Origin of the sequence: Paenibacillus glycinis (assembly GCF_009909185.1) — a bacterium.
Lineage (GTDB): Bacteria > Bacillota > Bacilli > Paenibacillales > Paenibacillaceae > Paenibacillus_Z > Paenibacillus_Z glycinis.
This window is the reverse complement of the sequence record NZ_JAAAMV010000012.1, coordinates 42,056-68,850: the sequence shown is the minus strand read 5'-3', so window position 1 is coordinate 68,850 and position 26,795 is coordinate 42,056. Positions and strand designations below refer to the sequence as shown.

Below are 26,795 nucleotides of genomic sequence, written 5' to 3'. Positions count from 1 at the left end.
GGGGCCGGCTCGGTTCGGTCATTGGAAATCGAAGGAGCCTAGCCATTTTGTAACGTTACAACATTATATTATTGACATTACTAATGCGACTATAAAACGGTTACATTAAAATTTGTCACTTGACTATAACAATTACGAGGAGCATAATTAGAACCGTTCTCACGTTACATGTTAGGTCAGAATCAGATGATTTTTTATGGCTTCCTCATTACAATTTCACGATGGAGGGTTAAGTAAAATGAAAAAGAGAAATTCGGCTTTATCTGTGGTTGCGCTTTCAGCTGTACTGCTTTCCGCCTGTTCGACAGGGCAAGGCACCGCAACGAACGACAACGGCAACACCGGAGGCTCCAATGCGGGCGGCGTGACGACGATCGAATTCTGGGCGGCCCCGAACCCGACGCAGCAGGCGTATTGGTCGGAAATGGCCAAGGCCTACGAGGCCACGAACGATAAAGTCAAGATTAATGTAAGCGCGATTAAAGAATCCCCGACTTCGGAAGCGAGCATTCAAGCGGCGATCGCCGCGAAGAGCGCGCCGACGATCTCGGAGAACATCAACCGCGGCTTCGCGGCGCAATTGTCGGACAGCCAAGCGCTCGTCCCGCTCGACACGATCGCCGGCTTCTCCGACGTAATCGCCGCGCGCGACATGACAAAGACGATCGAGCCTTGGAAATTCGCGGACGGTCATCAATACGTCCTGCCGATCTACTCCAACGCGATGCTCTTCGGCTGGCGCCTCGACACGCTGAAGGAACTCGGCTACAACGAACCGCCGAAGACCTACAGCGAAGTACTGGAAGTGACCAAGAAGCTCAAAGCCAAATACGGCGACAAAAAATACCTGTGGGCCAAGGCGGATCTTGCCGATCCGACGGCGTGGAAACGCTGGTTCGACTTCTACATGCTGTATGACGCGGCTTCCGGCGGCAACAAGTTCATTGAAGGCAGCTCCTTCACGGGCGATCAGAAAGCCGGCGAGAGCGTGCTGACGTTCGTCGACAGCCTGCGCAAAGAAAAAGGCATCCTGGCCCGCCAATCGACGGATCCGTTCGAGAACGGCGTCGGCATCTTCACGGACGTGGGTCCATGGACGTTCTCCACGTGGGCGCAGAAATACCCGAACCTGAAATACAACGAGAACTACACGCTGAGCATGCCTCCGGTACCGGACGGCGTCGATCCCGCGCAAAGCAAAACGTTCGCCGACACGAAAGGGCTCGTCATCTACGCGTCCGCGACGAAAGCGCAGCAAGAAGCGGCGGTCGGCTTCATTAAATGGGTGTACAGCGATGCCGCCAACGACGTGAAATGGTTCAAGGACACGAACCTGCCGCCGGCGCGCGACGACTTGTCGACCAACGAAGCGTTCAAACCGATTCTCGACGCGAGCCCGCAGCTGAAGCCTTACGCCGAGAACGTGCCGAATGCCGTGCCTCCGATGGATAACGCCAAGTATAACGACCTGCAGACGATCATAGGCACCGAAGCCTTCAACAAAGTCGTGAAAGGCGAGATCGCCCCTGCGGAAGGATGGGCAGCGATGCAGGCAGCATTGGAGAAAGCCCTGAAATAAGGGAGGATCCGAAAAATGGACCAACGAAACAATAGATTGGGCTGGCTCTTCACCAGCCCTTATCTGATCTACTCGCTCGTGTTCTTCTTCATTCCGCTCTTCTGGACGCTCTTCTTGTCCGTGACGGATTGGAACATGATCAAGCCGACGTTCAATTTCAAAGGCATGAGCAACTTCGCGGACGCGCTGCAATCGCCGAGCGTGCACGCGGCGTTCTGGAATACGTACCGGTTCATGTTGATTTTCGTTCCGCTCGTCACGGTGCTTGCCATCGGCGTGGCCGTGCTCGTGCATGGCTTGACGAGGTTCAAGGGCTTGTTCCTGATCGGCTTCTTCCTGCCGTACCTGAGCTCGGGCGTCGTCTCGGCGCTGATCGTCAAAGGCCTGCTGTCCTACACGAGTCCGGTGAATACCGCCCTGCGGAGCATCGGCATCGACATCGACTGGCTGGGCACGCCGTTCACGGCGCTGTTCATCGTCGGGCTCATCCTCGCCTGGAAGTTCACGGGCTATTATGCGCTCATCATTACGTCCGGCCTGGAGAGCATCGACAAGGAAGTGTACGAAGCGGCCGCCATCGACGGGGTGAAGGACAACCAGCGGTTTTGGCGTATCACGCTGCCGCTGCTGTATCCATCGCTCTATACGACGCTGATCCTCGCGTTCGGCGTGACCTTCGGGATCTTCACCGAGGTATACCAGCTGACCGGCGGCGGACCGGGCAATGCCACGAACACGTGGCAGATGGAGATATTCAAGCAGGCCTTCTCGAACCTGCAAAGCGGATACGCGTCCGCGGTGGCCCTGCTGGCATCGGTCGCGACGTTCATCTCGATTTTCATCATCCGCAAATTACTGGAAGTTTGGGGGAAGCGCAATGGTTGGGTCTAAACGGCACAGCGGCGCAAGACGGACCGTCCGTTACGCGCTCGCCGTCGTGCTTCTGCTCATCATGGTCTATCCGTATCTGTACATGGTGCTCAGTTCGTTCGCGGATTGGGCGCAAATCGACAAAACGCTGTTCCCGACGAAATTCACGACGAGATCCTACGATTGGCTGTTCCATGGCGGAGAGACCGGCATTACGCGGCCTTGGCTGCATGCGTTCATGAACAGCGTGATCGTGTCGATCTGCTCGACGGTGCTGATGATGCTCTTCGGCGTCATGGTCGCCTACGCGCTGGCGAAGCTGAACTTCTTCGGCCGCAACGCGATCAACAACTTCGTGCTGTTCCATATGTTTTTTCCGGCGATCATCCTGTTGATTCCGACATTCCTGATCATCCAGCGGGTCGGGCTGTACGATACGTATCTGGGCTTGATCCTGCCCAAAGCCGTCAGCCTGTGGGCGATCTTCATGTATACGAATTTCTTCAAGGCCGTGCCGCAGGTGTTCATCGAGGCGGCCCGGCTGGACGGCGCTTCCGATCTGAAGATCATGTACCGCATCATGCTGCCGATGTCCAAGTCGATTACGACCGTCATCTTCCTGTTCCTGCTCATGGAACGCTGGACGGAGCTGCTGTGGGACATGATCGCGGTCAAGAGCGATTCCATGCTGACGCTGAACGTGCTGCTGTCGCAGATGTTCGGGCCGTACGGTTCCTATCCGGGTCCGCTGTACGCCGCTTCGACGATCCTGACGCTGCCGATCATCATCATGTTCGTGTTCTTCAGCAAGCAGTTCCGGGAAGGCATGCAGTTTAATTTGAAATAATCGTCAGGTTGAAATCAAGCAACCGAGTGGGGAGAGAGCAGAATGGCTTTAGGATTGGGCAATATCAGGCAGCCGCAGGCTTGCGGGGAACTGCTGGCGGCTTACCGCGCTTCCGGCGCGCGCGCCGAACGGGCGGAACGGATCGTATTCGGCGGCGTCGGCGGCAAGGACGTCTATAATATCGCGGCGCCGTTCGCGGACGGCGGCGTGCCGGTCATCGCGGGACGCGTGGAATCCCGGGACAGCGAGCATGCCGAGGTCGTTTTCTTCGCCGAGCGCGAAGGAACGTGGCTGCCGCTCGAGGGCGCGCCGGTGCTGGAGCTGCAGGATCCGTTCCATACGCGGATCGGCGGCGAGCTCGTCGTCGGCGGCGTGGAGATCTATCCGCATCCCGAGAAGGAGAACGCGCTCATGTGGCGCACCGTCTTCTACCGCGGACAGGACGTCCGCGGCCTGAAGCCGTTCTTCCGCGGGCCCGACGGCATGAAGGACCTTCGCTTGATCGAGCTCGCGGACGGCGATATCGGCGTATTCACGCGGCCGCAGGGCGAGAAGGGCGGCCGCGGCAAGATCGGCTACACCCGCGTGAAATCGCTGGACGACTTGACGCTTACCGTGATCAATGATGCGCCTTTGCTGCAAGGGCAATTCGCCGAAGGCGAATGGGGCGGAGCCAACGAAGCCCATCGGCTGGTCGACGGCCGCATCGGCGTGCTCGGCCATGTCGCGAGCTTCGACGAGGCGGGAGACCGCCATTATTATCCGATGGCGTTCGTGTTCGACCCGACGGGCGAATCGTTCACGGGGATGAAGCTGATCGCCGAGCGCAGCCGTTTCCTGCCGGGCCCGTCCAAGCGGCCCGACCTGCAGGACGTCGTCTTCAGCGGCGGCTTGGTTCGCCATGAGGATGGCAGCGCGCTGCTGTACGCGGGCATCAGCGACGCGGACGCGCAGCGGATCGTCATCGAGGATCCATTTCGCGGCCTGTAGTCCTTACGGGGCTGCATCGCCCGAGACGCGGCCGTTTACGCGAAACCATACTGAATAGATAAATAGAGCAAAACAGAGGAGTTAACGCCATGAATATTTACCGCTACGAAGAAAACCCGCTGGTCACCCCGGCGGACGTGAAGCCGCACCGCGAGGATTTCGAAGTCATCGGCGCGTTCAACGCCGGCATCGCGGAGTATAACGGCGAAGTCATCATGCTGCTTCGCGTCGCGGAGCGCCCGATCAGCCCCGATCCCGAGATCGTGCTGGCGCCGGTATTCAACGTGGAGACGGGCGGTCTCGATCTCGTTCCGATTCGCAAGGATGACGATCGCTACGATTTGTCCGATCCGCGCGTCATCATCCTGAAGGAGCATGCGCCGGCATTCCAATACTTGACGTCGCTGTCGTACCTGCGCATCGCGCGCAGCAAGGACGGCCATAACTTCACGATCGACGAGAAGCCGTTCGTATATCCGTCCCAGTCGCTCGAGACGTTCGGCATCGAAGATCCGCGCATCACCCAGATCGGGGATACGTATTACATTTACTTCTCCGCGGTATCGCCCGTCGGCATCGGCGAATCGCTCGTCTCGACGAAGGACTTCGTGACGACGACGCATCACGGGATGATATTCGGACCGGACAACAAGGACGTGCTGATCTTCCCCGAACGGATCAACGGCAAATATTACGCGCTGCACCGTCCGACGACCAAGAGCGTCGGACGTCCGGAGATGTGGATCGCCGAGTCCGACAACCTGCTCTATTGGGGCAACCACAAGCATCTGATCGGTCTGCGCGACGGCATGTGGGACAGCGGCCGCCTGGGCGGCGGCGCGGTTCCGTTCCGGACGGAGCGCGGCTGGCTGGAATTGTACCACGGCGCGACCAAGGACAACCGCTACTGCATGGGCGCGGTGCTGCTCGACCTGAACGACCCGTCGAAGGTGATCGCGCGTTCGGTGAAGCCGGTGATGGAGCCGGAAGCCGATTACGAGGCGAACGGGTTCTTCGGCGGCGTGGTCTTCTCGTGCGGCGCGCTCGTGGACGGCGACCGGGTGCGGATGTACTACGGCGCCGCGGACACGTCGATGGCGTGCGCGGAGCTGAGCCTGCAGGAGATTTTGGACGGCCTCGAGGCCGTGTAAGGCGGATTCGTTTACTCGAATCGAATAGCGTGAACCGTATTTTAAGTGAGCAAAAGGGGAGCAGCCGATCGGACGTAACGTCCGGGTCGGCTGCTCTTTTTCGTTGCCCGGAAGACGTGCCTGCCCGACGCTGAAGCGAGGAAAGGTTTTCGTCGAACCTTTGACAAATAAGTATCCTAGTGTTAGGATTTATATATCCTAATAGTAGGATATATAAACATAGCGTATTAGGCTGGATCGGCTGTCGGCCGTCACACGATAAATCGAAGCATGAAGGAGGGAGCGAACGATGCCAGAGAATAAGGGTCCGGGCGAGATCGACCTGCGGTTGTTCCGGATCTGGTTGAAGGCGTCCCGGTCGGTGTTCGGCAGGGCGAACAAGGATATCGAAAGCCGCGGTCTCCGCACGGAGCATTTCATGATTCTCGAGCTGCTGTACAACACCGGGCCGCAGGCGGTCCAGCGCATCAGCGAACGGCTGTCGATTCCGAGCGGCAGCATCACGTACGTCGTCGACAAGCTGGAGGAGAAAGGCCTCGTGAGCCGGCAGCCGAGCAAGACGGATCGCAGAGGCATGACCGTGCTGCTATCGGAGGCGGGCGAAGCGATGTTTAACGATATTTTCCCGCAGCACGCGGCGCTCATCTCGCGCCTGTTGTCTGCCGCGACGGACGAGGAGAAGCATATGCTGGCGGAGCTGTTGAAGAAGATCGGCTTAAGCGCCGAATCCATGGAAGGAAAGGAATGATTCATCATGACGATTAATATCTATTCGCCAGACCAACAGGTGAGCGAGGTGTTCCCGGGGGGCAGCATCCGCGTGCAGAAGCCGATCGGGTTCCCGCATCAGGATTCCGTCGTGCGCCGCGTCGGTCCGCTGTTTTATTGGTCTTGGGCGCACACGGAGAAGGAAGGCGGAATCGGGCTTCACCCGCACGAAGGGTTCGAGATCATGTCGTACGTCCTGAACGGTAGGCTCGTTCACGGCGATACGCTCGGAACCGAGAGCGCCGTGGGCCAAGGCGGCGCGCAGGTCATGCAGACCGGCTCGGGCGTCTCCCATCAAGAGAAGTTTTTCGGTCCGGACGGGGAGGCGTTCCAGATCTGGCTGGAGCCGCATTTGAGCGAAGCGCTGAAGCGCCGGCCGACCTATGCCGACTATCGGCACGAGGATTTCCCGTTGGCGTCGACCGCGCCGGGCGTAAGCGTGAAGACGATTCTAGGCGGGGAATCCCCGATCAAGCTCGTGACGGATGCGAAGATGTGGGACATTACGTTGGAACCGGGTACGACGTACGCGTATGAATTGGCTGCGGGTTATGCTTGGGCGGCGCTCGCGGTCAGAGGCGACGGCACTTGGGAGCCGGCTGCCGGCGACGGCGAACCGGTCGCTTTCCGGCATAAGGACTTCAGCGTGATCGAGACGCCTGCCGGCGGCAAACGCTTCACGCTCCGCGCGGGAGCGGATCGGGCGCTCCGAATGGCCGTGATCGAAGTGCCGACCAAAGTCGATTATCCGCTTTACCGCAAATAATTAAATCGCGCTGATGCGTTTCTATAGGAAGGCGGCTGCTCCAGCAGGGGCGGTCGCCTTTTTGGGATGAGCATGGCGGTATTCCTTCTTGCCCTCGGCGAGCCGATAACTAAATAATAGGAATATGATTCGAGGCTCGGAATACTCGCTTACTGGATGGTGCCGCTAATGAAATTCATCACATTCGTCATGAATCTCGTATTTTACGCCGTTGTTTTCATCGTGTATTGGTTGCAATGCTCGACATGGATGACCGTCGGCGTCTCGCAATGCCTCTCAAGCGTCTTTCATTATCATTTGCCGGACGACAAAGCAGCGCTTTACTTCAAATCCTTGATTTGGATAGCGGCTGCGGTTGCCATAAGCATCTGTTTCTTTCTCGGGTGGGCCAGGAGAAAGCATCCGCTGCTGTTTAAACTGTTGTTCGTTCTCCATGCGGCGCTGCTTCTTTATTCGATCTCGACCGTTATGAAAATCGATGAGCCGATCATAATACGCACGGATGAATGAGCAGGAGAGCCCTGGGACGGTTGCCGCGTACCGGAGAAGCGGCGCGTCTTACGGTTGAACTATAACCAATAGGAAGCCGGTGAGGTGAATCGCATGAACAAGCGAATCGCGGCGCTGGCTGAACGGCGGCAAACCGGGAATGCCATTCATAAATCGTACGCAGACGGTATTTATTCGGCGGTCGCCTGTAGAGAAGCACCTGTCCCGAACGTCGTGTTGAATGACGGCGCGGATAGCTGCTTCTTTTGTCGGCGTCAATGGTGATTCCTGCAATTATGCATCAATATTCGCGCCAATGATCCTGCCGCAGCGAAAATGATGCGAGTCTGCAGCAATTTCCTTCCTCAACGCGCCAATAGAAGTCATTGTTTTGAAATTGCTGCAGATTTGCATGAATGCTTGTCCCAAGGGACGACGAAACGAGAATTTCCTGCATTTTCGCAGCATTTTAAAGTTTGTCTCCGCCGACTCGAAGCCTTGCCTACTCCCAATCGCTAAGCCTGTCTCCGCCGGTCGCGAGAACTCGCCCACTCCCAATTGCGAAGCCAGTCTCCACTGGTTGCGAGACCTCGTCTCCTCCCAGTTGCGAGACCTCGCCTACTCCCAATCGCGAAGCCTGTCTCCACTGGTTGCGAGACCTCGTCTCCTCCCAGTTGCGAGACCTCGCTTACTCCCAATCGCGAAGCCGGCCTCCGCCGTTCGCAAAGCCTAGCCTCCGCTATTCGCGAAGCCTGCCTACGTCGACTCGAAGCCCTGTCCCCGCCGGTCGCGAACCCTCGTCTCCTCCCACTCGCGAAGCCTGCCTCCGCCGGTCGCAAAGCCTAGCCTTCACCACATTCGCTAAGCCTGTCTCCGCCGGTCGCGAGACCTCGCCCACTCCCAATCGCGAGGCCAGTCTCCGCCGGCCCGTCCAAAGGCGACAGCGCATGTTAAGCAACCTCCTCATTTTCGCGCTTCCCTCCCCATGAAAAGCGTTTTCATAAACCCGCCCGTCCGCCCGCCCAATCCTCTAATCATTGCGATAGAAATCCAATCGTTGTATTCTAGTTCCCATTTCCCGCTGTCCGTATAATTAGCGTACAGAGGTGATTCGCATGCTCGAAAGACTGGCAAAATACCGCCACCAGTACATGATGATCGCACCGGCCGTAATCCTGTTGCTGCTGTTCAGCTACATTCCGATGGCCGGCATCCAAGTCGCGTTCAAAAACTTCCACATCGGCTACACGATCTGGAACGCCCCGTGGACCGGGGTGGAAAATTTCGATTTCCTGAAGGACGACCAATTCTGGATCGTGGTGAAGAATACGCTCATCATCGCGGTTCTCAAATTCGTGTTCGGCTTCCCGGCTCCGATTATCCTGGCCCTGCTTATCAACGAAGTGCGGCACAGCGGGTTCAAACGCTTCGTGCAATCCGTCAGCTACCTGCCGCATTTCTTCTCCTGGATCGTCGTGGCGTACATTCTGCAATCGTTGCTGACGCTGGACGGCGGACTGGTCAATCAAATCGTGACCAAGACGGGCCACGATCCGATCTTCTTCCTCGGCTCGACGGAATGGTTCCGCCCGATGATCGTGGCGAGCGGCCTGTGGAAGGAGGTCGGCTGGAATACGATCCTCTACCTGGCGGCCATTACGACCATCGACCCGCAGCTCTACGAAGCGGCGAAGGTCGAAGGCGCGGGCAGGCTGGCGCAGATCCGGCACATCACGCTGCCCGGCATCATGCCGACGATTTCCATCGTGCTCATCCTGAGCATGCCGAGCCTGATCGCGGTCGGGATGGATCAGATCTACCCGCTCATGAATCCGGCCAACCAACCCGTCGCGGACGTTCTGGACACGTACATTTTGCGAAGCGGGCTGCAGCAAGGCTACTTCGGCATGGCGACGGCCGTCGGCCTGTTGTCCTCGGTGATCAGCTTGATCCTCGTGCTCATCACGAACCAGACGGCGCGCAAAATCAACGGGGAGGGGCTCTGGTAGGCTATGAAACGTTCGGCAGGCGACAAAGCGAGTCAAATCGTCATCATCGTGCTTCTATTGCTCCTATGCTTCGCGGTTATCTATCCGTTCTTGTACATGCTGGCCATCTCCCTGAACGAAGGACGCGACGCGGCCAAAGGCGGCGTGTACCTGTGGCCGCGCCACTTCACGCTCTATAATTTCCGGATCGTGCTCGGCAACGAGATCATCCAGCACTCGTACTGGATCACGATCGCCCGGACGATCATCGGGACGATAGCAGGCTTGCTAATTACGCTGCTGGCCGCGTTCGGCTTGTCGTACCGGGCCCTGCCGATGCGGGGAACGATTCTCGGCTACGTGCTGCTCACGATGCTGTTCAGCGGCGGGTTGATCCCGTTCTACATCCAGCTGCACGACCTGCATTTGCTGAATTCGTTCTGGGTGTACATCTTGCCGAGCGCCTTCTCGGCTTGGAACATGTTCGTCATGATGAAATTCATCCAGGGCATTCCCGAAGCGCTGATCGAATCGGCCGAGATGGACGGCGCCCATCCGTTCCGGATTCTCTGGTCGATCATCCTGCCGCTGTCCAAGCCGATGCTGGCCGCGCTCGGATTGTTCACCGGCGTCATGCACTGGAACGATTGGTTCGCGGGCGCATTCTTCGTGTCGGACCAGAAGCTGATTCCCGTGCAGACGTTCCTGCAGCAGCTGCTGTCCGCGCAGGACATCTCGGCGGTGCTCGGCTCCAACAACAACGTGGAAGCGCTGGCCCGGGGCTCGAGCCTGGCGAACGTCACGCTGATGTCGATCAAGATGGCGACCGTCATGGTGAGCGCGATTCCGATCCTGTGCGTGTATCCGTTCTTGCAGCGTTACTTCGTCAAAGGCGTGCTCATCGGTTCCGTCAAAGGGTAGACGGCATCTGGTAAATAGAACCATTTTACAGCGGGTGTACGGAAACACCATATATAATGGACAGACAGAAAGGGGAACGCAACGCATGAAAGTGCTCACGGCAAGAAAGAGCATGGCGCTCGGTCTGGCGGCATTGATGCTCGGACTGACGGCATGCTCCAGCGGTAACGACGGAGGCAATGCCGCTTCGAACGCCCCGGCGGACGGAACGAACCAGACCGCGAACGCGCCGGCGAACGCCGGGGGCTCCGGCGATTCCGCCGGATCCAAGACGTTCAAGCTGTGGCTCGGCTGGACGGCGACGATCAATAACGACAGCATGGTGCAGAAGTATTGGAGAGAGCATGAGCCGGGCATCGACGTGCAGCTGGAAGCGACGCAGGGCGACGCCATGACGGCGCTCAACCTCAAGCTGAACACCGGCGGCTTCGAGGACGCGGCGCTGTTCAACCGCAGCGACATCGTCAATTCCTCGATGATCCGCTCAAGCAGCATCCTGCCGGTCGAGAAGTACTTCGACATGCCGGATCAATATCCGGGACTCGCTTCCATTCCGAAGCTGTACCTGGACGCGATGAAGGACAAGGACGGACATATCTGGTCGATCCCGACCTGGTTCGACCAGCATCCCGAAGATCCGTGGCCGGGCTGGGCGTCGGGTGGCTGGTTCGTGCGGAAGGACATCCTCGATAAGACCGGCATGAAGATGGACGATCTGAAAACGATCTCCGGCGTGGAAAATTACCTGAAAGCCGCAGCCCAGCAGAAGGACCCGTCCGGCAAGCCTTACATTCCGCTCAGCTTCCTGTCGGACGCGAGCGACGAGAACATCATCCTGAGCACGTTCGGCGTGTCGACCTCGACGGCCGGCGGCGTGATCCCCGTGGAGAAGAAGGATGACGGCAGCTATGAATTCATCTATGATAATCCGCAGTACAAAGCGGCCTACCAGTGGATGAACCAAATGTACCGCGAAGGCCTTATCGACGCCGAGGCGATCACGGACAAAGCGGAACGCTACAAGGAGAAGACCAAATCCGGTCGCATCGCGATGAATGTCGGCGGATTCTTCAACATGGACGCGCATATCTGGGAAATCCTGGACGGACCGACGGAGCCGGCTTGGTTCTACGAGACGATTCCGTATCCGCAGGTACCGGGCGTCGACCATATCGGCGCGAACCAGATCGTCAACCCGTACCCGGGCAACGACCTGTACATCAGCAAGGACACGAAGAACCTGAATGCCATCCTCAAATTCGTGGATTACATGCTGACGCCGAAGGCGGAGCAGCAGCAGGTCGCGAACGAAGGCCCGGCAGGCGTGTTCTGGGATTGGGTGGATAAGCCGCTCGGCCTGTGGAAATTCACGGACGCCAATTACCAACAGCTTCACGATTCCGGAGACGCGGCCAAAATCGCGAGCACGAACCCGGCACTGTACGGCATCTCGTCCTACAGCAACGAGTGGTACCCGTGGTGGAACTACGCCGTGACCGATCCGAAGGGCCGGCAGAAAACGATCGAGTTCACCGAAGCGATCGGCAAAATGGGCGGCGTCCGCGTCGCGCAGCCTTACGACATGGTGAAAGCGAAGCCGGGCGGCCTATGGGAGAAATATTTGCCGGAGCTCGAGAACGTGCGCAAGGAGTTCAAAGCGAAGCTGCTCATGGCGAAGGACGACAAAGCGTTCGAAGCGGCATGGAGCGATTTCCAAGCGGCGCTCGAGAAACGCGCCCATTGGAGCGAGCTCAAGCAGGAGTGGAACGCCAGCTTGCAAGAGGAGACGGCTCCGAAGGCGTAAGCCGAGTGCCGCGGAACGAAGGCTTTGATCGAAAGCCAGGATTACTAGCAGGGATCGAAGTGCAGGATAAAATCAAGGATCGAAATCGCATGACTTGCCTGAACAAGGGGAGCCGTCACTATGACGGCTTCCCTTTCGGCACGATTACGGCGCCCGCCGCGGGGACGGCCTTCCTATTAACCGCCTTACGGCGCCTGCCGATCGGACCGCTTTCCTATTAACCGCCTGCCGGGCGTATGATATACTCCGTTGAGAAAGGGGAGGGAGCCTTGCGACTGGGATTGCGACTGGACAAATGGATATTGGGCTTCACCCGGAGAATGAGCCTGCGCGGCAAAATCGTCGTGCTGTTCGTGATGATTCTGCTGCTGCCGACGCTCGTGCTGAGCAGCGGCGCCGTCTACGGGGTCATCCGCAGCTTTCACCGCAGCTACGTGAATACGGCGGAGGAAGCGGTGCAGCAGACGGCCCAGATCGTCGACTTCAGCAAGAAGAGCTACGACCTGCTGGCGGTCCGGACGGCCACCGACGGCGAGCTGATCGCCCGGCTCGGGCGCGAATACGCGGACATGACCGAGGTCGTGGATACGGTCAATTACGTGGACAGGACGTTCCTGATCACGAGCAAATATTTGCCGGGCATCGCGGATTTCCGCATCTACCATACGAACGAGACGCTGGTGCAGGACGGGCAGCTGCTCTGGCGTCCCGAGGACCGCATGCTCTCCGGCATGACCGAGCGCGCCTGGTACGACGAGGCGAAGCGATCGCAAAGCCCGCTCTTCTGGAGCAGCGTCCCGGGCAATCCGAACCAAAGCGTCATCACGCGCAAAATCATCGACAACACCGGGAATCTGATCGGCATGGTCTATATTTTATTGAATTACAACGCCGTCTTCGGAGAGGTGCTGGATCATCCGTTCAACGACGGCAGCCTGTATATCGTGGACGATGCCAAGCGAATTCTCGCCGCGACGGACCGCGCGGATATCGGCAAGCGCTTGCAATTGCAGGCATGGCCGGACGGAAGCGCGCCTGCGGCCGCGTCGCCGGAGGACGGCTCCGTGGTGGATCTGACCGGGACGAAGGACATGCTGATGACCCGGCCCTTGTCCTCGCACTGGACGCTCGTGGCGCTGATGCGCACGAAGCATCTCGATAACCAGAACCGGACCGTGCTCATTCTGATCGTCGGCATCATCACGTTCTTCCTCTTGCTCTCGTTGTCGCTCATGACGACGATCGTCCGCAATATCGTCCGGCGGATCCGCAAGCTGGGCACGCGCATGGCCGATCTCTCGCGCGGCGAATTCGAGGCGGCCGTCCGCTACAGCGAGAACGACGAGCTGGGCGAGCTGGAGAACCGGTTCAATTCCATGTCGGAGCGGCTCGGGAAGCTGGTCGAGGATATCACCAAATCCGGACTGGCGGAGAAGGAGCAGGCGTTCAAGGCGCTGCAGGCGCAGATCAATCCGCATTTTATCTACAATTCCCTCGGGCTGCTGCGCTGGCGGGCGATGGACGCGGACGATCAGGAGCAGATCCGGATCATCGACGCGCTGACGACCTTCTATCGGATTACCTTGAACAATCAAATCAGCGTCATCCGCATCCGCGACGAGCTCGAGCATGTCCGGGCGTACCTCGACATCTGCCAGTTCCGCTATCCGGGACGCGTGCGGGTCGAGTGGGAGATCGACGAGGAGGCGCTGGATTTCTACACGATCAAGACCGTGCTGCAGCCGATCGTGGAGAACTGCTACCTGCACGGGGCGATTACCCGCAGGCCCGGCGCCGTGATCCGCATCGCGGTTAGCCGGGAAGGGGGCGTCATGCGCATGTCCGTCCATGACAACGGGCAGGGCATTCCGGCCGCGGTGCTTCGGGATATCGAACGCGGCGCGCATGTCGGCAAAGGCAGCGGATTCGGAACGCCCAACATTAAAGAACGGCTGGCGCTGTATTTCGGCAGCGAAGCGGCGCTGACGATCGAGAGCGAGCCCGGCGCATGGACGCGCGTGTCCATCGCGTTCCCGGCTTGCATCGCGGAGCCGACGATCAGGAGGGAAGCATGATGCTCAAGGTACTCATCGTGGACGACGAGCCTTCCAATATTCAAGGCCTCGTCCGATATATCGATTGGCAGGGACTCGGGTACGACAAGCCGGCGACGATGGAATCCGGCGAGGAAGCGCTGGAGGAGCTGCGCGCGTCGACCTACGACGTGCTCATCTCCGACGTGTCGATGCCGGGCATGAACGGCATCGAGCTCGTGGCGGCAGCGAAGAAGGCGCGTCCCCACATCCAAGTGCTGATGATCAGCGGCTACAACGAATTCGAGTTCGTGCAGGACGCGATCCATGTCGGCGCGCAGGCTTACGTGCTCAAGCCGCTCAAGATGGAAGAGGTATCAAGCCGGCTCGGGGGCTTTCGGGAGACGCTGGAGAAGATGCGCAGCATCGTCGAGCAGACGACCGAGCTGGAGAAGAAGGTGTCGGAGAGCTTGAAGCTCGTGAAGGAACGGTTCGTGAACGACCTGATCGCGGAAATTCCGCAGACGGACGACATGCTCGCTTCCTGGAACAGCCTCATGGCGCTGCCGGACGTCGCCGCCGGGTTCCGAATTCTGGTCTTCGGCCTGGATCATTTCCTGTCGCCCCGCCAGGAGGCCAAAGACAGAATCCTTCTTGGAAGCGGATTCAAGCAGACGATCGAGGTCGGCTTGTCCGGCACGGAGCCGCTGTTCCTGGCGCAGATTACGCCGGACGAGGTCGTCGCCCTGCATTTCGGGCAGTCGCCGGAGGAGCGGGCCAAGGCCGAGAAGCGGCTGCCCTTCATCCAGAACATGATGCGCGAGCAGTACGGCGCCACGGTTACCGTCGGCAGCGGCCGCTCGGGCAGCCGGTGGGAAGAGGTGCCCTTGCACTATAAAGAGATCAAATTCATGATGGCGAAGGCGCGCCTGATCTCGGACGGGCAGATCGTCCGCCATGATTATATGGACCGGGCCGAATTCCAAGACTTCCGGCTGCGCGAGGAGTTCATGCCGACCATCGTGAAGCTCATGGAATCGGGCGATTCCGCGAAGGTCGGCGCGTACATGAACCGGATCCTCGACGTGCTGCTGGCCCAGGAGCCGGCGTCGTTCTCGTACGTGCAGGCATTCGGCATGAGCTTCCTGAGCGAGCTGATCCGCAACCTCAAGTGGAAGGACGACGCGAACGGCGAGATGAACATCCTGATGTGGCGACGGATGCTCGATTGCGGCAGCACCGGACAGATCATCGTGCTGCTGGTCGATTACGTGGACCGGTACATGACGATCGAGAAGAAAGAGAGCATGAACCAGCAGCACAATCTCATCAAGCGGATCGCGGCCTCCATCGAGGAACGGCTGCAGGAGAATTGGACGGTCAAGCAGCTGGCGGAGGAATTCAGCCTGAACGCGAGCTACCTCAGCGTGCTGTTCAAGCGGGAGATGGGCAAGACGATCTCCGAATTCGTCCAGGAGACCCGCATCGACCGGGCGCGCGAGCTGCTGAAGGATCCGGGCATCAAGGTCTACGAGGTGGCGGACCGGGTCGGGATCCAAACCTCCGCGTATTTTACCTATCTGTTCAAGAAGCTGGTCGGCTGCACGCCGCAGGAGTATCGGGACTACCATTGATTTTAGGGGACTGACAGTTTAGCGGCATGGCTCCGCTTCATGTTAGACCTCTCTCGGAAAGTCGGCCATCCTCCGCGTCATGGAGTCAACCTTGGCGCCCCGCCTCCGCGTGACGCAACGAACCCCTCCCGGCAATCCGCGGAGGGGTTCGTTGCGTGCAATGCGGTACGCATCTCATGTTCGGAAGCTGTCATCGCCGCCCTAAGCGCAAGGCATTACGACTGCGAAGTCTGCAGGATGACGAGGCCCGAGGCCGGGACGTCGAACGCCTTCAAGCCTTGCAGGCCGTCCAGCTCGTACGCGGCGATTTCGCGGCCGCAGCAATCCAGCACGCGCACTGATCGCGGCCCGATGTTCTCCGCCGCTTCCGCGATCAACCGGCTTCCGCGCGTGCCGTTGACGAGGATGATCGTCACGGGCAGGTCCCCGTCCAGCGCGACGACGGTATCGTGATACGCGGCGGCGATAAAGGCATGCTCGCTGCGGGCCGTCACGAGCGGGTAGTTCAGCTCGGGATGATGCGGCTCCAGGTAGCCGTTCATGAGCGTATCCCGATGCTCGCGCCAGAACCTGAGCCAGAACGCCGTCATGTCTTTATGATCCTGCGGAAGCGTGTCCAGACGGACCGAAATTTGCGGCACGGCGAACAGGATATTGATCAATTGCAGCGCGGCGGCATCCGCCGGTTCGCCCGGGTGCCACATGATCATGTCCGAATGCGCGGCCGTATTGCCGCACAGCAGCCGGACGTCGATCGTGTGGACCCGATTCTGCAGCGCGTCGTTCGGCACGTCCCCCGCGCGGAACAGATTGCCGTATTTGCGCATGAGCGGGCTGATATACGATTGGCGGAATTCGATCATGATGTCCGGCTTGACGGCGCGCAGCCGCGCGATGACTTCGCTCAGCAGCATGTCGACCGCCTGCGCGACGGACGGCGTGTCGCGTCCGGGGTCGGCATCGTCGCGTTCGACGGCCGGCTGCTCGAACGCGTCGACGAAGTCGAGCTTGAAGCCGTCCAAGTCCCACTCCAGCAGCGCTTTCTCGTAGATGCCGATCAGGTATTCGCGGACCTCGGGATAGCGGGGATCGACCACGCCGGTATTCAGCCGGTCGACGCGCTCGAGCATCTTGTTCTCGAAGCGGCTCCAAGCTTCGCTGTGGATGCCGATGAACGGCACGGAATACCAGAGCAGATAGTTCATGCCGAGCGCATGGACGCGCGCGACATGCGCCCGCATGTCGGGAATTTTGTCCGCGCATACGTTCCAGTCGCCGCAATACGCGTAGCCGCGTGCATTGTCCGCGGTCTGCCAGCCGTCGTCGACGATGACCGAGTCGCAGCCGAGCTCGCGGGCAAGCCGGCACTGCTCCTCCACTTCCGCCGGGTTCAGATGCTGGTGGAAGCTGTACCAGGTCGAATACATCGGCTCGAGCGCGGCCGACGGCACGGGAGCCGGGGCGTTGGACGGATAGCTGGCCCACCAGCGGCTGACGTCGGCCAGGCAATCGTAATAAGGGATGTCGCGGACGTCGATGCGCAGCTCGGCCTCGTAGCGGGCGAGCGGCGTGGTCGGCGTGTCGAACATGGAGACGAGGCAGCTGAAGGTGGCGGTTTCCTCGTGGACGCCGGCATTGAACCGGATGACGTTCAAGACGTCGGAGAACGCGAACGTCAGGCGGTTCTTCCCGGAGCCGCCGAAGAGGCTGATGACCGGCGCCGAATGGGTCGACTTGGAATCGAAAGCTTGCGACCAGTCCGCCCGCAGGCCTTTGGCGAAATTAGCCGTGGGGTGCCACATGGCCGACGCGTCGACGATCGGCGGATTCCAAGCGAGCGTGAAGGCGGGCGGAACCGCGGGGGCATCGGCTTCGATGCGGATATGGACGATCTCGACGCCCTCGGACTCGCGTTCGATCCGCAAGCTGGCCCGGAAGGGGGATTCCCCGCTTTCCAGGCGATAGTCGTAGTAACCGGCCGTTAAAGTTTGCATGACGTGTTTCCTCCTCGCGTTGCTTGCATGTGCTTCTACTATAGCGCCGGAAGCGGTAGGGGAAACAGGTGGATAATGTGTTGGAAGCTGGTTGAATTGTGTCTCTATTTGGGATGAAGGCTTGAATCGAGAACGAATATCCGGTTTATTTGTGTGATTGAGGATGACGAAGGCGTCGGCGGCATGGTATGGTGCTGTTGAGCGAGAGGCGGGGAAAGAAAACGCGCGATCGCGGCGCGGGGAGCGGTGCACTGCCTCGCGGTCGACGGGAAACGAAAGGAGCGCGGGTAATGGGCCACGACGAAGAGCCGCTGCCGGAGAAGCGGTTCGCGGAGCATTTCATGACAGGCCGCACGGAGCTGGACCCGCGGCTGTATTACTGCGGCAGGGAGTTCTGCCAGCCGGGTCATCAGTACGGACCGACGATGCGCGACCATTACTTGATTCATTTCATCGTCGGGGGCTCGGGCACGTTCACGACGGGCGGCTGCGACTACCAGCTGAAGGCGGGGGACTGCTTCTGCATGTTCCCGAACCAGCCTTCCGCCTACCGGGCGAGCGACGATGACCCGTGGACGTATTATTGGGTCGGCATCGGCGGGAAGCTTGCCGCGGATCTGCTTCAGGCGGCGGGGCTGACGCTGCGTTCGCCGACCGGCGTGCAGCCGGCGCCGCGGCAGTCGGAGCCGCTGCTGGCCGAGCTGCTCGGCCGTTCCGCGATCGACGACTTGGCGGGCGAGCTGCATTGCGGCGGGCTGCTGCTCCAGCTGTTCGCGACCTTCCTGAACGGAAGCGGGGAGACGCGGACCCCGACGCGCCGGAAGGACGGCAGCGAAGCGTATATCGCCCGGGCGGCGAAGTTCATGGAGGAGCATTACCAGAGCAAGCTGACGATCTCGCTCATCGCCCGGCACGTCGGTCTCGAGCGGGCATACTTCACCAAGCTGTTCCATGCGCAGACGGGGGTTGCCCCGTACGAGTTCTTGCTCCGGTACCGGATGGAGAAAGCGCGCCTCCTGCTCAGCCAAACGAGCCTGCCGGTGCAGATCGTCGCGAGCAGCGCCGGCTTCGGCGACGCGGCTTATTTCGGCAAGGCGTTCGCCCGGCTGCAGGGCATGTCGCCGACCGCTTACCGCAATCGCCCGTAGGCGGCGTGAATTGTAATCCGACCGCCAAGGCCAAGCTTCGCGGCGCGGGAATACCCCTGCCGCGGCAATGCGCCGCTCATGGAGCGACCGGACGTCCGAGGATCCCCGGGATTGACGCGATGCGAGTAGCATGAGCGAAGCAAGCCGATGCTATGCAAGAAAGCGGCTTTCTCCCTGATGGGGGAAAGCCGCTTTCTTGTTGACGGCCCGCGAAACCCTGCAAGGACGGCGGTACCGCGTTAAATCTATTCCCGTTGCTATTCCACGACGACATTCGCGTAGCGGTTCGTGAACAGCGCGTCCTCGAGCTTCGCTTTCCACTCCGCCTTGTCGGCGCAGTTCGGCGAAATGACGATGCGGCGCAGCTTGTCCGCGTCGAACGCGAGCGGAATTTGCTTCTTCTGCTGATTGAACTGCTTCTTGTTCTGCGGCAGCAGAATCGCGCGGATCTCGTTCTCCTGCTTGAACGCGACATCCTGGATGAGCGCGCTGCGAATATCGATCCAGGTCGCCTGGATCATGTCCGGGTTTTGCCTCAGGATCTGTTTGATCTCGAGCTTGGTCGGCGGCTTTTGACCGGTTTCCGTGCGGAATTTGGTCGTGAATTCCTCGACGGTGTAATCGTGGATGAACTTGACCGTGGCGACCGTTTCATCCAGCGTATACAGGTCGAGCGGCGTGAACGCGCCTTTCTTGTTCTCTTCCATCAGCGCGGCCAGCAGGTCGTGAATGATGCCGGTATACGCAAGCTGCTGCTTCTCCAGCTTCTCGATATAGGCGGCGAGAATATCCGTGAACGTGGCATCGGATTCCTGCGCGACGCTGTCCATGAACTGCGTCATATCGTCGCCGTTGTCGGCCTGCAGCTTCTTCACTTTATCGGATTCGGCATAGTGCACTTTATTGAACAACAGGTGGAAGCCGCGCGGCGCGACCAGCGGGTTTTCCTCGAATTCGAAGGCGATCTCGCCGTTCGCCGGATTGGCGAACGTGCTCGCCGCTTCGTCGCTGAAGCTCGTCATGAAGCTGTGCTGGCCGAGCAGCCGGGCAAGCGAGCCCCCGAGCGAGACGCCGTTCTGGTAGGCGACCTTGCGCAATTCCGCGGCTAGGAACGTATGCGTGAAAAACTGCTTCTGATCGAGGTTCGGCGTCTGGCGCATGATATTCAGCGCTTGCCTGAACGTCGCGATCAGGTCCTGCGTGTAATGCAGCCGGTTGAAATCGGACAAATACCGCAATACGCCGGCTTGCTCGTTCAAACCGACGCGCGCGAGCGAGAACTCCCTGGAGCTCAAAATGCCGGCGGCGCTGTTGATATCTCTCGTGTAATGTACGATCATGTTACGTGCTCCCTTTTCCAAGTAAAAAATAGTCTAGCACTCTTGTTCATTATGCGGTAACTCGCCGGTTCCGTTCCCTATGAAACGATTGGGCACCACGACAGTATTCGACAGTGGTGGAAATATTCCTGCCGTACGGAACCCGCCTCCAAACAAACTCATTCCATTTTACCATAAGATCGGCCGGCGAGCATCCACTCGCGTAAAGGACGACAGCCGGTTCGCGCAAGGGATAGCCGGTTCCGAACCGCAAGGAGCGGAGCCTTCAGCCTGAGGGCGATTCCCCATGCGGCGACATGACGCCCTTGTACAGGAGAACGGTACCGCGATAGGCGCGGCGCATCCGGTTCGCCTGCCCGGACGCATAGCCGTTCGGTTCCTGAAGCGCCCGAGGAAGCGGCACGACCCGGCATCTCGTGCGTTTGCCGTTCTTCGCGAGACTGACCCATGTCGGAATAAAGTCGACCTTCGACAATTCGGCGGAGCCGCCGGCCGTTCCGCGAATCGTCAGGCGCAGGATGAGGCCGGTCAACGCAGCGTCCTTGCCGTGCAGCCGCGTGGAGATAAAGTTGCCCAGCGAGTAGATCGCGAACCGTTTCCTCGTCCGTCCGTCGATGTCCGTTACGCTGCGGCAGACCGCGGGCTGCAGCACATGCGGATGCGCGCCCAGAATCACGTCGGCGCCCTGTCGGAACAAGAAACGGACCATTCGCTTTTGGCCGGCGTTCGGACGCCGGTGGTATTCGGAGCCGAAATGCATGCAAACGATAATGAAGTCCGATTTTGCCCGCAGCCGTTTCATCTGCTTTTTGATGAGCGAGGGGACGATTTTCTTGACGCCGGCCGGCTGACCTTTCGGAACGGGCACGCCGTTGGTTCCCCTGGTATACGATAGGATGCCTACGCGAATCCCTTCGACGTTGCGAATGCAGAGCGACCGGGATTCTTCGTTCCCCCGGTAGGTGCCGACATGGGCAATGCCGTGCTTGTCGAGCACCTCGAGCGTCCGTTTGAGCCCGCGCACGCCATAATCCATGCAATGGTTGTTCGCGGTCGCGAGCACGCCGAAGCCGGCCGCCTTCAGTGCCGGCGCGAAGGCATCGGGACAATTGAAGACCGGGTTACGATTCTTTGGATTGCGAATGGTTGTTGTATAACTGCGCTCGTCCGTGCCGCCGGAGAACGTCGTTTCGAGATTGCCGATCGTCAGATCCGCCTCGCGCAGATATCGGGCAACCGGCTCGAACACCTGGTCGAACGCGTAAGCGGCGTCCCCTTTCGCGGGAGACGAGGTGCGTACGGTTCGAATGAGCAGCGGCTTCATCAGGAGATCGCCGACCGCGGCGACGACAATCTCCTTTCGCGCATGCCTGGCGTGGCCGGGGACCGGCTCCGCGCTATCTTTCGTCTCGACCGCGGTTGTCGCGTTCGCAGCGATTTCATTCATCAAGGTCAACGTTTCCTTTCGAGCCGGATCGATGCGCTGATCCAGAGCGGATAATTGGATTTCACCTGCATAATAAAGTATTCATCCCGACATGAAATGACCAACGACGCGCGAAGCTGGATGAACGGTTAAGCAGCGGCGGAGCTCGGCTTGAGCTTGTCGCGGAGGCGATATGCTCGGGAAGGCGGGAGATGGCGGCCGACACGCGGCGGCGTCCCGTTTATTGGCGCCGGGGCGATTTTGCGGCGACCGGACAGGAAAGCGGCCTCGGGCTGCCGAAGTCATTCGTCATGGATGATCCGAGCGGCATCGAGGCCGGAGCATCCGTATCGCCAGGAGCCGACAAGGAGGCAGACGCTATGTGGATCCGAAAGCTGCAAGTCGAAGACGCCGAGTCTTACTGGAGGCTGCGGCTGGATGCCCTGCGGCGATACCCGCAGGCGTTCGGCGCGGACTACGAAGACGCGAAGCATACCCCGATCGAAGAGGTCCGCGGGCGCATCGCGGACGGAACCGACAATTTCATATTGGGCGCGTTCGCGGATACCGGGGCTATCGTCGGCATGGTCGGTTTTCGCCGGGAACCCTATCGCAAGATGCGGCATAAAGGCATGGTCTGGGGCATGTACGTCGATCCGGCATCGCAAGGGCAAGGAGCCGGCAGGAGGCTGATGGAGGAATTGATGGCGCGCGCGCGGGAAATGCCCGGGCTCGAGCACATCGGCTTGTACGTGGTCGATACGAATCGTTCCGCCAAATCGTTGTATCTGTCGCTTGGCTTCGTCACCTACGGCGTGGAGCGGAACGCGATGAAGCTGGACGAGGGGACGTACGTCCATGAAGAGCTAATGGTGCGATTCCTTGAGCGCAGGAGTCCAAATGAGCTCACGTGAAACCGGATTCGCATAGACCTCGAACGGATCCGCCCCAGCCGCCACCAGCCGCCGCGTTCGCGCGCGCAGCGGGGGCGGCTTCTTTGTGTTGGCTGCGCGTCGAGCGGTCTGGCTTTGATGCAGCTTCGGGACGAAGCATCCCGTCCGAACCGGATGTCGGCGGGAAGAAGACATATACCGGCACCCTGACTTTGTCGTATAATGAGAAATATTGGAGAATCGCGAAACAAGTGCGGCGGGAGGAAGAAACATGGGGCTGTTTTCATTTTTGAAAGGTCAATTCATCGAGGTCATCGAGTGGATCGAGGATACGGAATCGCTCGTTTACCGTTTTCCGGCTTACGACAACGCGATTAAGATGGGCGCGCAATTGACGGTCCGCGAAGGCCAGGCGGCGATATTTCTCAATGAAGGCAAGATCGCCGACGTGTTCTTTGCGGGGCGATACGAGCTGTCGACGCAGAACATGCCCGTGCTGACCGCGCTCATGGCGTGGAAGCACGCCTTTAATTCCCCCTTCAAGGCGGACGTCTACTTCGTCAATACGACCTTGATCGCCGATCAGAAATGGGGCACGACGAACCCGATCATCATGCGGGACAAAGAGTTCGGCGTCGTGCGGGCGCGCGGGTTCGGCAACTATTCGTACCGGATCGTCGACCCGGCCGCGTTCATGATGGGCATCCTGGGCAGTCACGGGCAATTCACGCCGGATCAGGTCACGGGGTATTTCAAAACGATGATCGTCTCGGGCGTGACCGATCTGGTGGCCGAATTGGCCGTCCCGATCATCGACCTGGCGCGCAGCTACGACGAGCTGGGCGAGCAGGCCGTGAAGAAGCTGAAGCCCAAATTCACGGAGATCGGCCTTCAATTGACGGGTCTGGTCATCGAGAATATCTCGCTGCCGGACGAAGTGGAGGCGATGATCGACCGCAGGTCGTCGATGAATATTGCCGGCGACCTTAACCAGTACACGAAGTTTCAAGCGGCCGAGTCGATGCGCGAGATGGCGAACAAGCCGGACGGCGGCATGTCCGGATTTGGCATGGAATTCGGCGCCAGCATGGCCATGGGGCAAATGTTCCAGCAGGCGATGAACGCGTTCGATGGCCACGGTAACCAGCAGAACCCGGCCGGGTCCGCTATGGGCGGCGGATTCTCGGCAACCGCGCCTTCACCAGCGCCGGCGAACCCGCCTGCGGCGCCCGGCGGCAATCCCGCCGCGTGCGTGAGCTGCAAGCATGCGCTGAGCGCGGACGATAAGTTTTGCCCCGAGTGCGGGACTGCCCGCCCGGAGCGCAAATTTTGCCCGGAATGCGGCAAGGAGCTGGCTTCGGGCGTGAAATTCTGCACCGGCTGCGGCACTAAATTGTAAAGGGGAATCCAGATGGCGGCCAATGAATCCCTTGCGGGGCAAGAACAATCGGCGGCGACCTTCCCGTGCGCGGGCTGCGGCGGCGAGATGCAGTTCGATACGGTCAGCCAGACGCTGAAATGCCGTTATTGCGGCAACGAGCAGCAGATCGCGGCAGGTCAAGGCGAAGCCGTTCATGAATACGTGCTTGATTTCTCGGACGAGACGGACGCCGCGTTACTGGACTGGGGCACGGAGCAGCAGGTCGTCAAATGCGGCAGCTGCGGCGGCGAGATGCTGCTGCCGGTCGGCCAAACCGCGCTCGTCTGCGCGTTTTGCGGATCGGCGAAGGTGCTGCCGCAGGGCAATCCGGGCAGCATCCGGCCGGAGTCGGTCATTCCGTTCCGGATCTCGAAGGAGCAGGCCAATCAGGCGTTCAACGCCTGGCGCCGGAAGCGGTGGTTCGTTCCGAACGCGTTCAAGGCGCAGTCGGTCAACTCCAACCTGAACGGCGTCTACGTGCCGTTCTGGACGTTCGACACGAACACGGCTTCCGCGTACAGGGCGGAGGTCGGCGTGTACCATTACCGGAACGAGACGCGCACGCGCACCGTGAACGGCAAGACCGAGACGTACACGGAGCGGGTCCGCTACACCGTGTGGCACTGGACCGACGGCCGTCACGATCGGTTTTTCAACGATGTTCTGATTCCGGCTTCCGGGCAGTACGACAGCGCGCTCCTGCAGAAGATGAACGATTTCAAACTGGAGCAGCTGGCCGCGTACAAGCCCGAGTATTTGAGCGGCTTTATCGCGGAACGGTATTCGGTTCCGCTCAAGCAGGGCTGGGACGCCGCGCGCTCGCGCGTGGACGATACGTTGAACGGCGAGATCCGGCGCAAGATCGGCGGCGACGAGCTTCGCAACCTATCCATCGATACGCGCTATTACGACCGGTCCTACAAGCATATTCTGCTGCCGATCTGGAACGCGAATTACCGGTACAAGGAAAAGTCCTACCGCTACATGGTGAACGGGGAGACCGGCAGCGTCACGGGCCGCGTGCCGAAGAGCGCCTGGAAGATCACGCTGTTCGTCCTGTTCTGGGTGCTGGTTGTCGGGGCGATCGTCTTCGCGGTCGTACAGAATACGCCGGATACGACTCCCGCGTCGGAGGCTTACGGGGCGACGATCGGCTCCGGGCTATAACGCCGTAAGGGGAGAAAGGGCGGACGACCGAAGATGAGCATGGTCCTTCATTTGATGCAGGTTAATCCGGAAGACTTGGATGCGTTTATGGACAATCCGCACCTCGCCGAGGAGTATGCCAACGTCGAGAACGAGTCGCATGCGTCCTTGTATCTCGACAAGTCGTGGCACGCGATTCATTTTCTGTTAAACGGAAGCGGAAGCCGCGACGAACCTCTTGTGCATGCGCTGCTCGGCGGCGAATCGCTCGTCGAAGACTATTACAACGGCCCGCTCCGTTATATAACGGACGACCAAGTCGGCGCGATCTCGAGAGAACTTGCTCGTTTCAACGGAAACCTGCTGACGGATCGGTATGATCCCGAACAAATGGCCAAAGAAGAGATTTATCCGGCATTGGATTGGGACAATCCGGATACGCGGCAGTATGTGTTCGATTACTTCTGGGACGTCGTGGACTTTTATACGCATGCCCATGGAGCAGGGAATGGCATGCTGATGTATATGACCTGATCCAGCGGTTACGCGAATGAACCCGGCTTGCGCAAGCCGGGTTTTTCCGTGTTCATGGCGGAGCTACAAGACCCGCGATAGCTTCCGATAGGCTCGCGGCGACACGCCCTCGAGCTTGCGGAAGATCCGGCTGAAATAGTGCAGGTCCGCGTAACCGACGCGCTCGCCGATCTGCTCGGCCGTCAGGTCGGTTTCGCGCAGCAGCCGGCGCGCCTCGCGGTGGCGGACGGCGCGGACGAACTCGCCCGGGGCGACGCCGGCGACGGCCTTGAACAGCTTGGCCATATGGTCCTCGTTCATCGCGAGCCGCTCGGCGAGCAGCGGGTTGCTCCAGCGCTCCGCCGGCCGCCGCTCGATCTCGGCCATGAGCGCCTGAATGCGGGCGCCGTGAACCGTAGCTCCGGGTCCGGGCTTGGCGAACTGCAGGCGAAGCAGCTGCGACAGCACGCCTAGCATGAGCGCCTTGCAGGCGAGCTCATACCCGAGCGGACGGACCGCGAACTCCTGCACGAGCTGTTCCATCAGCGCCACGCAGGACGGCGGCGGAGTCATGACCGCGAAGGACGATAAGGGCGAGAAAGGCTCCGCCAGCGCTTCCTCGCAAAATTTTGCCGGCTCCACGGCGTCTTCGTTCACGACTAGATCCTCCTCGCCGTACACGGCAAGCTCGTTGAAGAAATCGAAATGAATGCCCAGAAACCGGGTGTTCGGCGCCACGACTTCGTTCCGGTGCAGGACGCCCGCGGGCAGGAAAACCAGCTGACCGGCGGCAATCGCGTGGCGCTGGCCGTTCATCGTCGTCGCCGCCTCGCCCTCGAAGACGAACAGCAGCTCGAAATCGTACAAGCGCCGCCACTGCAGGACATGCGGTGCCAGCACCTGGTATTTGGCGTAGTGAATGCTTGGGCTCCACGCGCGAAAAGGAGCCGTTCGTCGTAACGGATATGTCGTGTCCTGCTTCATCGCTGCCGCCGCTCCCAATCTTGAGAAGGATACGATAGAAATAGACCGGAATCGTCCAACTAATCCCTCCATCGTCTAAATTCATTATACC

At 59.8% G+C, this 26,795-nt stretch carries 22 protein-coding genes; 17 read left to right on the top strand and 5 right to left on the bottom strand.

Annotated elements, in window-relative coordinates; translation table 11 throughout:
- The first annotated feature begins 238 nt into the window (after window positions 1-238).
- The 7 genes from GT019_RS15955 (at window position 239) to GT019_RS15925 (ending at window position 6,971) form a co-directional block, all read left to right on the top strand.
- The gene (locus GT019_RS15955; RefSeq protein WP_161744188.1) at window positions 239-1,579 is read left to right on the top strand and encodes an ABC transporter substrate-binding protein; all 1,341 of its coding nucleotides are present in this window, start codon (window positions 239-241) and stop codon (window positions 1,577-1,579) included.
- A gap of 15 nt (window positions 1,580-1,594) precedes the next feature.
- The gene (locus GT019_RS15950) at window positions 1,595-2,470 is read left to right on the top strand and encodes a carbohydrate ABC transporter permease (RefSeq protein WP_161744187.1); all 876 of its coding nucleotides are present in this window, start codon (window positions 1,595-1,597) and stop codon (window positions 2,468-2,470) included.
- Complete coding sequence (locus tag GT019_RS15945) at window positions 2,457-3,296, top strand: carbohydrate ABC transporter permease (protein ID WP_161744186.1); 840 nt, start codon at window positions 2,457-2,459, stop codon at window positions 3,294-3,296. Before GT019_RS15950 ends, GT019_RS15945 begins: the two co-directional genes overlap by 14 nt.
- 42 nt (window positions 3,297-3,338) lie before the next feature.
- Complete coding sequence (locus GT019_RS15940; protein ID WP_161744185.1) at window positions 3,339-4,286, top strand: MTP-1 family protein; 948 nt, start codon at window positions 3,339-3,341, stop codon at window positions 4,284-4,286.
- An 89-nt stretch (window positions 4,287-4,375) separates the two neighbouring features.
- A complete protein-coding gene (locus tag GT019_RS15935; RefSeq protein ID WP_161744184.1) occupies window positions 4,376-5,437 on the top strand; it encodes a BtaManbiosPhlase in 1,062 nt (353 codons plus the stop codon).
- Window positions 5,438-5,726: 289 nt separating this feature from the next.
- Window positions 5,727-6,185, top strand: a complete 459-nt coding sequence (locus GT019_RS15930) for a MarR family winged helix-turn-helix transcriptional regulator (RefSeq protein ID WP_161744183.1) — start codon at window positions 5,727-5,729, stop codon at window positions 6,183-6,185.
- A 6-nt stretch (window positions 6,186-6,191) separates the two neighbouring features.
- Window positions 6,192-6,971, top strand: coding sequence for a pirin family protein (locus GT019_RS15925; protein WP_161744182.1), 780 nt, complete (start codon window positions 6,192-6,194; stop codon window positions 6,969-6,971).
- Window positions 6,972-7,247: 276 nt separating this feature from the next.
- On the opposite strand, the gene GT019_RS15920 is transcribed toward GT019_RS15925, so the two are convergent.
- Window positions 7,248-7,406, bottom strand: a complete 159-nt coding sequence (locus tag GT019_RS15920) for a hypothetical protein (RefSeq protein WP_161744181.1) — start codon at window positions 7,404-7,406, stop codon at window positions 7,248-7,250.
- Between the two features lie 1,169 nt (window positions 7,407-8,575).
- On the opposite strand from GT019_RS15920, the gene GT019_RS15915 reads away from it, so the two are divergent.
- The 5 genes from GT019_RS15915 to GT019_RS15895 all read left to right on the top strand — a co-directional run bounded on the left by GT019_RS15915 (window position 8,576) and on the right by GT019_RS15895 (window position 15,840).
- Window positions 8,576-9,469 carry an ABC transporter permease gene (locus GT019_RS15915; protein ID WP_161744180.1) on the top strand — a complete coding sequence of 298 codons (894 nt, stop codon included), beginning with the start codon at window positions 8,576-8,578 and terminating at the stop codon, window positions 9,467-9,469.
- Between the two features lie 3 nt (window positions 9,470-9,472).
- Entirely contained in the window at window positions 9,473-10,369 is an 897-nt protein-coding gene (locus GT019_RS15910; protein ID WP_161744179.1) for a carbohydrate ABC transporter permease, read from the top strand.
- 85 nt (window positions 10,370-10,454) lie between these two features.
- Complete coding sequence (locus GT019_RS15905) at window positions 10,455-12,173, top strand: type 2 periplasmic-binding domain-containing protein (protein ID WP_161744178.1); 1,719 nt, start codon at window positions 10,455-10,457, stop codon at window positions 12,171-12,173.
- Between the two features lie 269 nt (window positions 12,174-12,442).
- On the top strand, window positions 12,443-14,248 hold the full coding sequence (locus GT019_RS15900) for a sensor histidine kinase (RefSeq protein ID WP_235948310.1): 1,806 nt from the start codon (window positions 12,443-12,445) through the stop codon (window positions 14,246-14,248).
- Window positions 14,245-15,840, top strand: a complete 1,596-nt coding sequence (locus tag GT019_RS15895; RefSeq protein WP_235948307.1) for a response regulator — start codon at window positions 14,245-14,247, stop codon at window positions 15,838-15,840. The genes GT019_RS15900 and GT019_RS15895 overlap by 4 nt, the downstream gene beginning before the upstream one ends.
- 215 nt (window positions 15,841-16,055) lie before the next feature.
- Here GT019_RS15895 and GT019_RS15890 read toward each other — a convergent pair whose 3' ends face one another.
- Window positions 16,056-17,834: a glycoside hydrolase family 36 protein gene (locus tag GT019_RS15890; RefSeq protein ID WP_161744176.1), complete on the bottom strand. Its 1,779-nt coding sequence runs from the start codon at window positions 17,832-17,834 to the stop codon at window positions 16,056-16,058.
- A 290-nt stretch (window positions 17,835-18,124) separates the two neighbouring features.
- On the opposite strand from GT019_RS15890, the gene GT019_RS15885 reads away from it, so the two are divergent.
- Window positions 18,125-18,982: an AraC family transcriptional regulator gene (locus tag GT019_RS15885; RefSeq protein ID WP_161744175.1), complete on the top strand. Its 858-nt coding sequence runs from the start codon at window positions 18,125-18,127 to the stop codon at window positions 18,980-18,982.
- Window positions 18,983-19,239: 257 nt separating this feature from the next.
- Here GT019_RS15885 and GT019_RS15880 read toward each other — a convergent pair whose 3' ends face one another.
- Both GT019_RS15880 and GT019_RS15875 read right to left on the bottom strand, forming a co-directional pair.
- Window positions 19,240-20,322 carry a hypothetical protein gene (locus tag GT019_RS15880; protein WP_161744174.1) on the bottom strand — a complete coding sequence of 361 codons (1,083 nt, stop codon included), beginning with the start codon at window positions 20,320-20,322 and terminating at the stop codon, window positions 19,240-19,242.
- Window positions 20,323-20,587: 265 nt separating this feature from the next.
- A complete protein-coding gene (locus GT019_RS15875; RefSeq protein WP_161744173.1) occupies window positions 20,588-21,769 on the bottom strand; it encodes a CapA family protein in 1,182 nt (393 codons plus the stop codon).
- 191 nt (window positions 21,770-21,960) lie between these two features.
- Between GT019_RS15875 and GT019_RS15870 the strand changes: the two genes are divergently transcribed.
- From GT019_RS15870 to GT019_RS15855, 4 genes are all read left to right on the top strand, one after another.
- A complete protein-coding gene (locus GT019_RS15870; RefSeq protein WP_235948304.1) occupies window positions 21,961-22,662 on the top strand; it encodes a GNAT family N-acetyltransferase in 702 nt (233 codons plus the stop codon).
- Window positions 22,663-22,912: 250 nt separating this feature from the next.
- Window positions 22,913-24,040 (top strand): SPFH domain-containing protein, encoded by a 1,128-nt coding sequence (locus GT019_RS15865; RefSeq protein ID WP_161744172.1) that lies wholly within the window; start codon window positions 22,913-22,915, stop codon window positions 24,038-24,040.
- 12 nt (window positions 24,041-24,052) lie between these two features.
- A complete protein-coding gene (locus GT019_RS15860) occupies window positions 24,053-25,228 on the top strand; it encodes a hypothetical protein (protein ID WP_201755411.1) in 1,176 nt (391 codons plus the stop codon).
- A gap of 33 nt (window positions 25,229-25,261) precedes the next feature.
- On the top strand, window positions 25,262-25,741 hold the full coding sequence (locus GT019_RS15855) for a YfbM family protein (RefSeq protein WP_161744171.1): 480 nt from the start codon (window positions 25,262-25,264) through the stop codon (window positions 25,739-25,741).
- A gap of 63 nt (window positions 25,742-25,804) precedes the next feature.
- Here the strand turns inward: GT019_RS15855 and GT019_RS15850 are convergent, their stop codons facing one another.
- Complete coding sequence (locus GT019_RS15850) at window positions 25,805-26,704, bottom strand: AraC family transcriptional regulator (RefSeq protein WP_161744170.1); 900 nt, start codon at window positions 26,702-26,704, stop codon at window positions 25,805-25,807.
- Window positions 26,705-26,795 lie beyond the last annotated feature (91 nt).

What these genes read in the sequence shown, in the direction of transcription:
- GT019_RS15955 (WP_161744188.1), top strand. Translation starts at nt 239, where the DNA reads ATGAAAAAGAGAAATTCGGCTTTATCTGTGGTTGCGCTTTCAGCTGTA.
- GT019_RS15950 (WP_161744187.1), top strand. Translation starts at nt 1,595, where the DNA reads ATGGACCAACGAAACAATAGATTGGGCTGGCTCTTCACCAGCCCTTAT.
- GT019_RS15945 (WP_161744186.1), top strand. Translation starts at nt 2,457, where the DNA reads ATGGTTGGGTCTAAACGGCACAGCGGCGCAAGACGGACCGTCCGTTAC.
- GT019_RS15940 (WP_161744185.1), top strand. Translation starts at nt 3,339, where the DNA reads ATGGCTTTAGGATTGGGCAATATCAGGCAGCCGCAGGCTTGCGGGGAA.
- GT019_RS15935 (WP_161744184.1), top strand. Translation starts at nt 4,376, where the DNA reads ATGAATATTTACCGCTACGAAGAAAACCCGCTGGTCACCCCGGCGGAC.
- GT019_RS15930 (WP_161744183.1), top strand. Translation starts at nt 5,727, where the DNA reads ATGCCAGAGAATAAGGGTCCGGGCGAGATCGACCTGCGGTTGTTCCGG.
- GT019_RS15925 (WP_161744182.1), top strand. Translation starts at nt 6,192, where the DNA reads ATGACGATTAATATCTATTCGCCAGACCAACAGGTGAGCGAGGTGTTC.
- GT019_RS15920 (WP_161744181.1), bottom strand. Translation starts at nt 7,406, where the DNA reads ATGGAGAACGAACAACAGTTTAAACAGCAGCGGATGCTTTCTCCTGGC.
- GT019_RS15915 (WP_161744180.1), top strand. Translation starts at nt 8,576, where the DNA reads ATGCTCGAAAGACTGGCAAAATACCGCCACCAGTACATGATGATCGCA.
- GT019_RS15910 (WP_161744179.1), top strand. Translation starts at nt 9,473, where the DNA reads ATGAAACGTTCGGCAGGCGACAAAGCGAGTCAAATCGTCATCATCGTG.
- GT019_RS15905 (WP_161744178.1), top strand. Translation starts at nt 10,455, where the DNA reads ATGAAAGTGCTCACGGCAAGAAAGAGCATGGCGCTCGGTCTGGCGGCA.
- GT019_RS15895 (WP_235948307.1), top strand. Translation starts at nt 14,245, where the DNA reads ATGATGCTCAAGGTACTCATCGTGGACGACGAGCCTTCCAATATTCAA.
- GT019_RS15890 (WP_161744176.1), bottom strand. Translation starts at nt 17,834, where the DNA reads ATGCAAACTTTAACGGCCGGTTACTACGACTATCGCCTGGAAAGCGGG.
- GT019_RS15885 (WP_161744175.1), top strand. Translation starts at nt 18,125, where the DNA reads ATGGGCCACGACGAAGAGCCGCTGCCGGAGAAGCGGTTCGCGGAGCAT.
- GT019_RS15880 (WP_161744174.1), bottom strand. Translation starts at nt 20,322, where the DNA reads ATGATCGTACATTACACGAGAGATATCAACAGCGCCGCCGGCATTTTG.
- GT019_RS15875 (WP_161744173.1), bottom strand. Translation starts at nt 21,769, where the DNA reads ATGAATGAAATCGCTGCGAACGCGACAACCGCGGTCGAGACGAAAGAT.
- GT019_RS15870 (WP_235948304.1), top strand. Translation starts at nt 21,961, where the DNA reads ATGGCGGCCGACACGCGGCGGCGTCCCGTTTATTGGCGCCGGGGCGAT.
- GT019_RS15865 (WP_161744172.1), top strand. Translation starts at nt 22,913, where the DNA reads ATGGGGCTGTTTTCATTTTTGAAAGGTCAATTCATCGAGGTCATCGAG.
- GT019_RS15860 (WP_201755411.1), top strand. Translation starts at nt 24,053, where the DNA reads ATGGCGGCCAATGAATCCCTTGCGGGGCAAGAACAATCGGCGGCGACC.
- GT019_RS15855 (WP_161744171.1), top strand. Translation starts at nt 25,262, where the DNA reads ATGAGCATGGTCCTTCATTTGATGCAGGTTAATCCGGAAGACTTGGAT.
- GT019_RS15850 (WP_161744170.1), bottom strand. Translation starts at nt 26,704, where the DNA reads ATGAAGCAGGACACGACATATCCGTTACGACGAACGGCTCCTTTTCGC.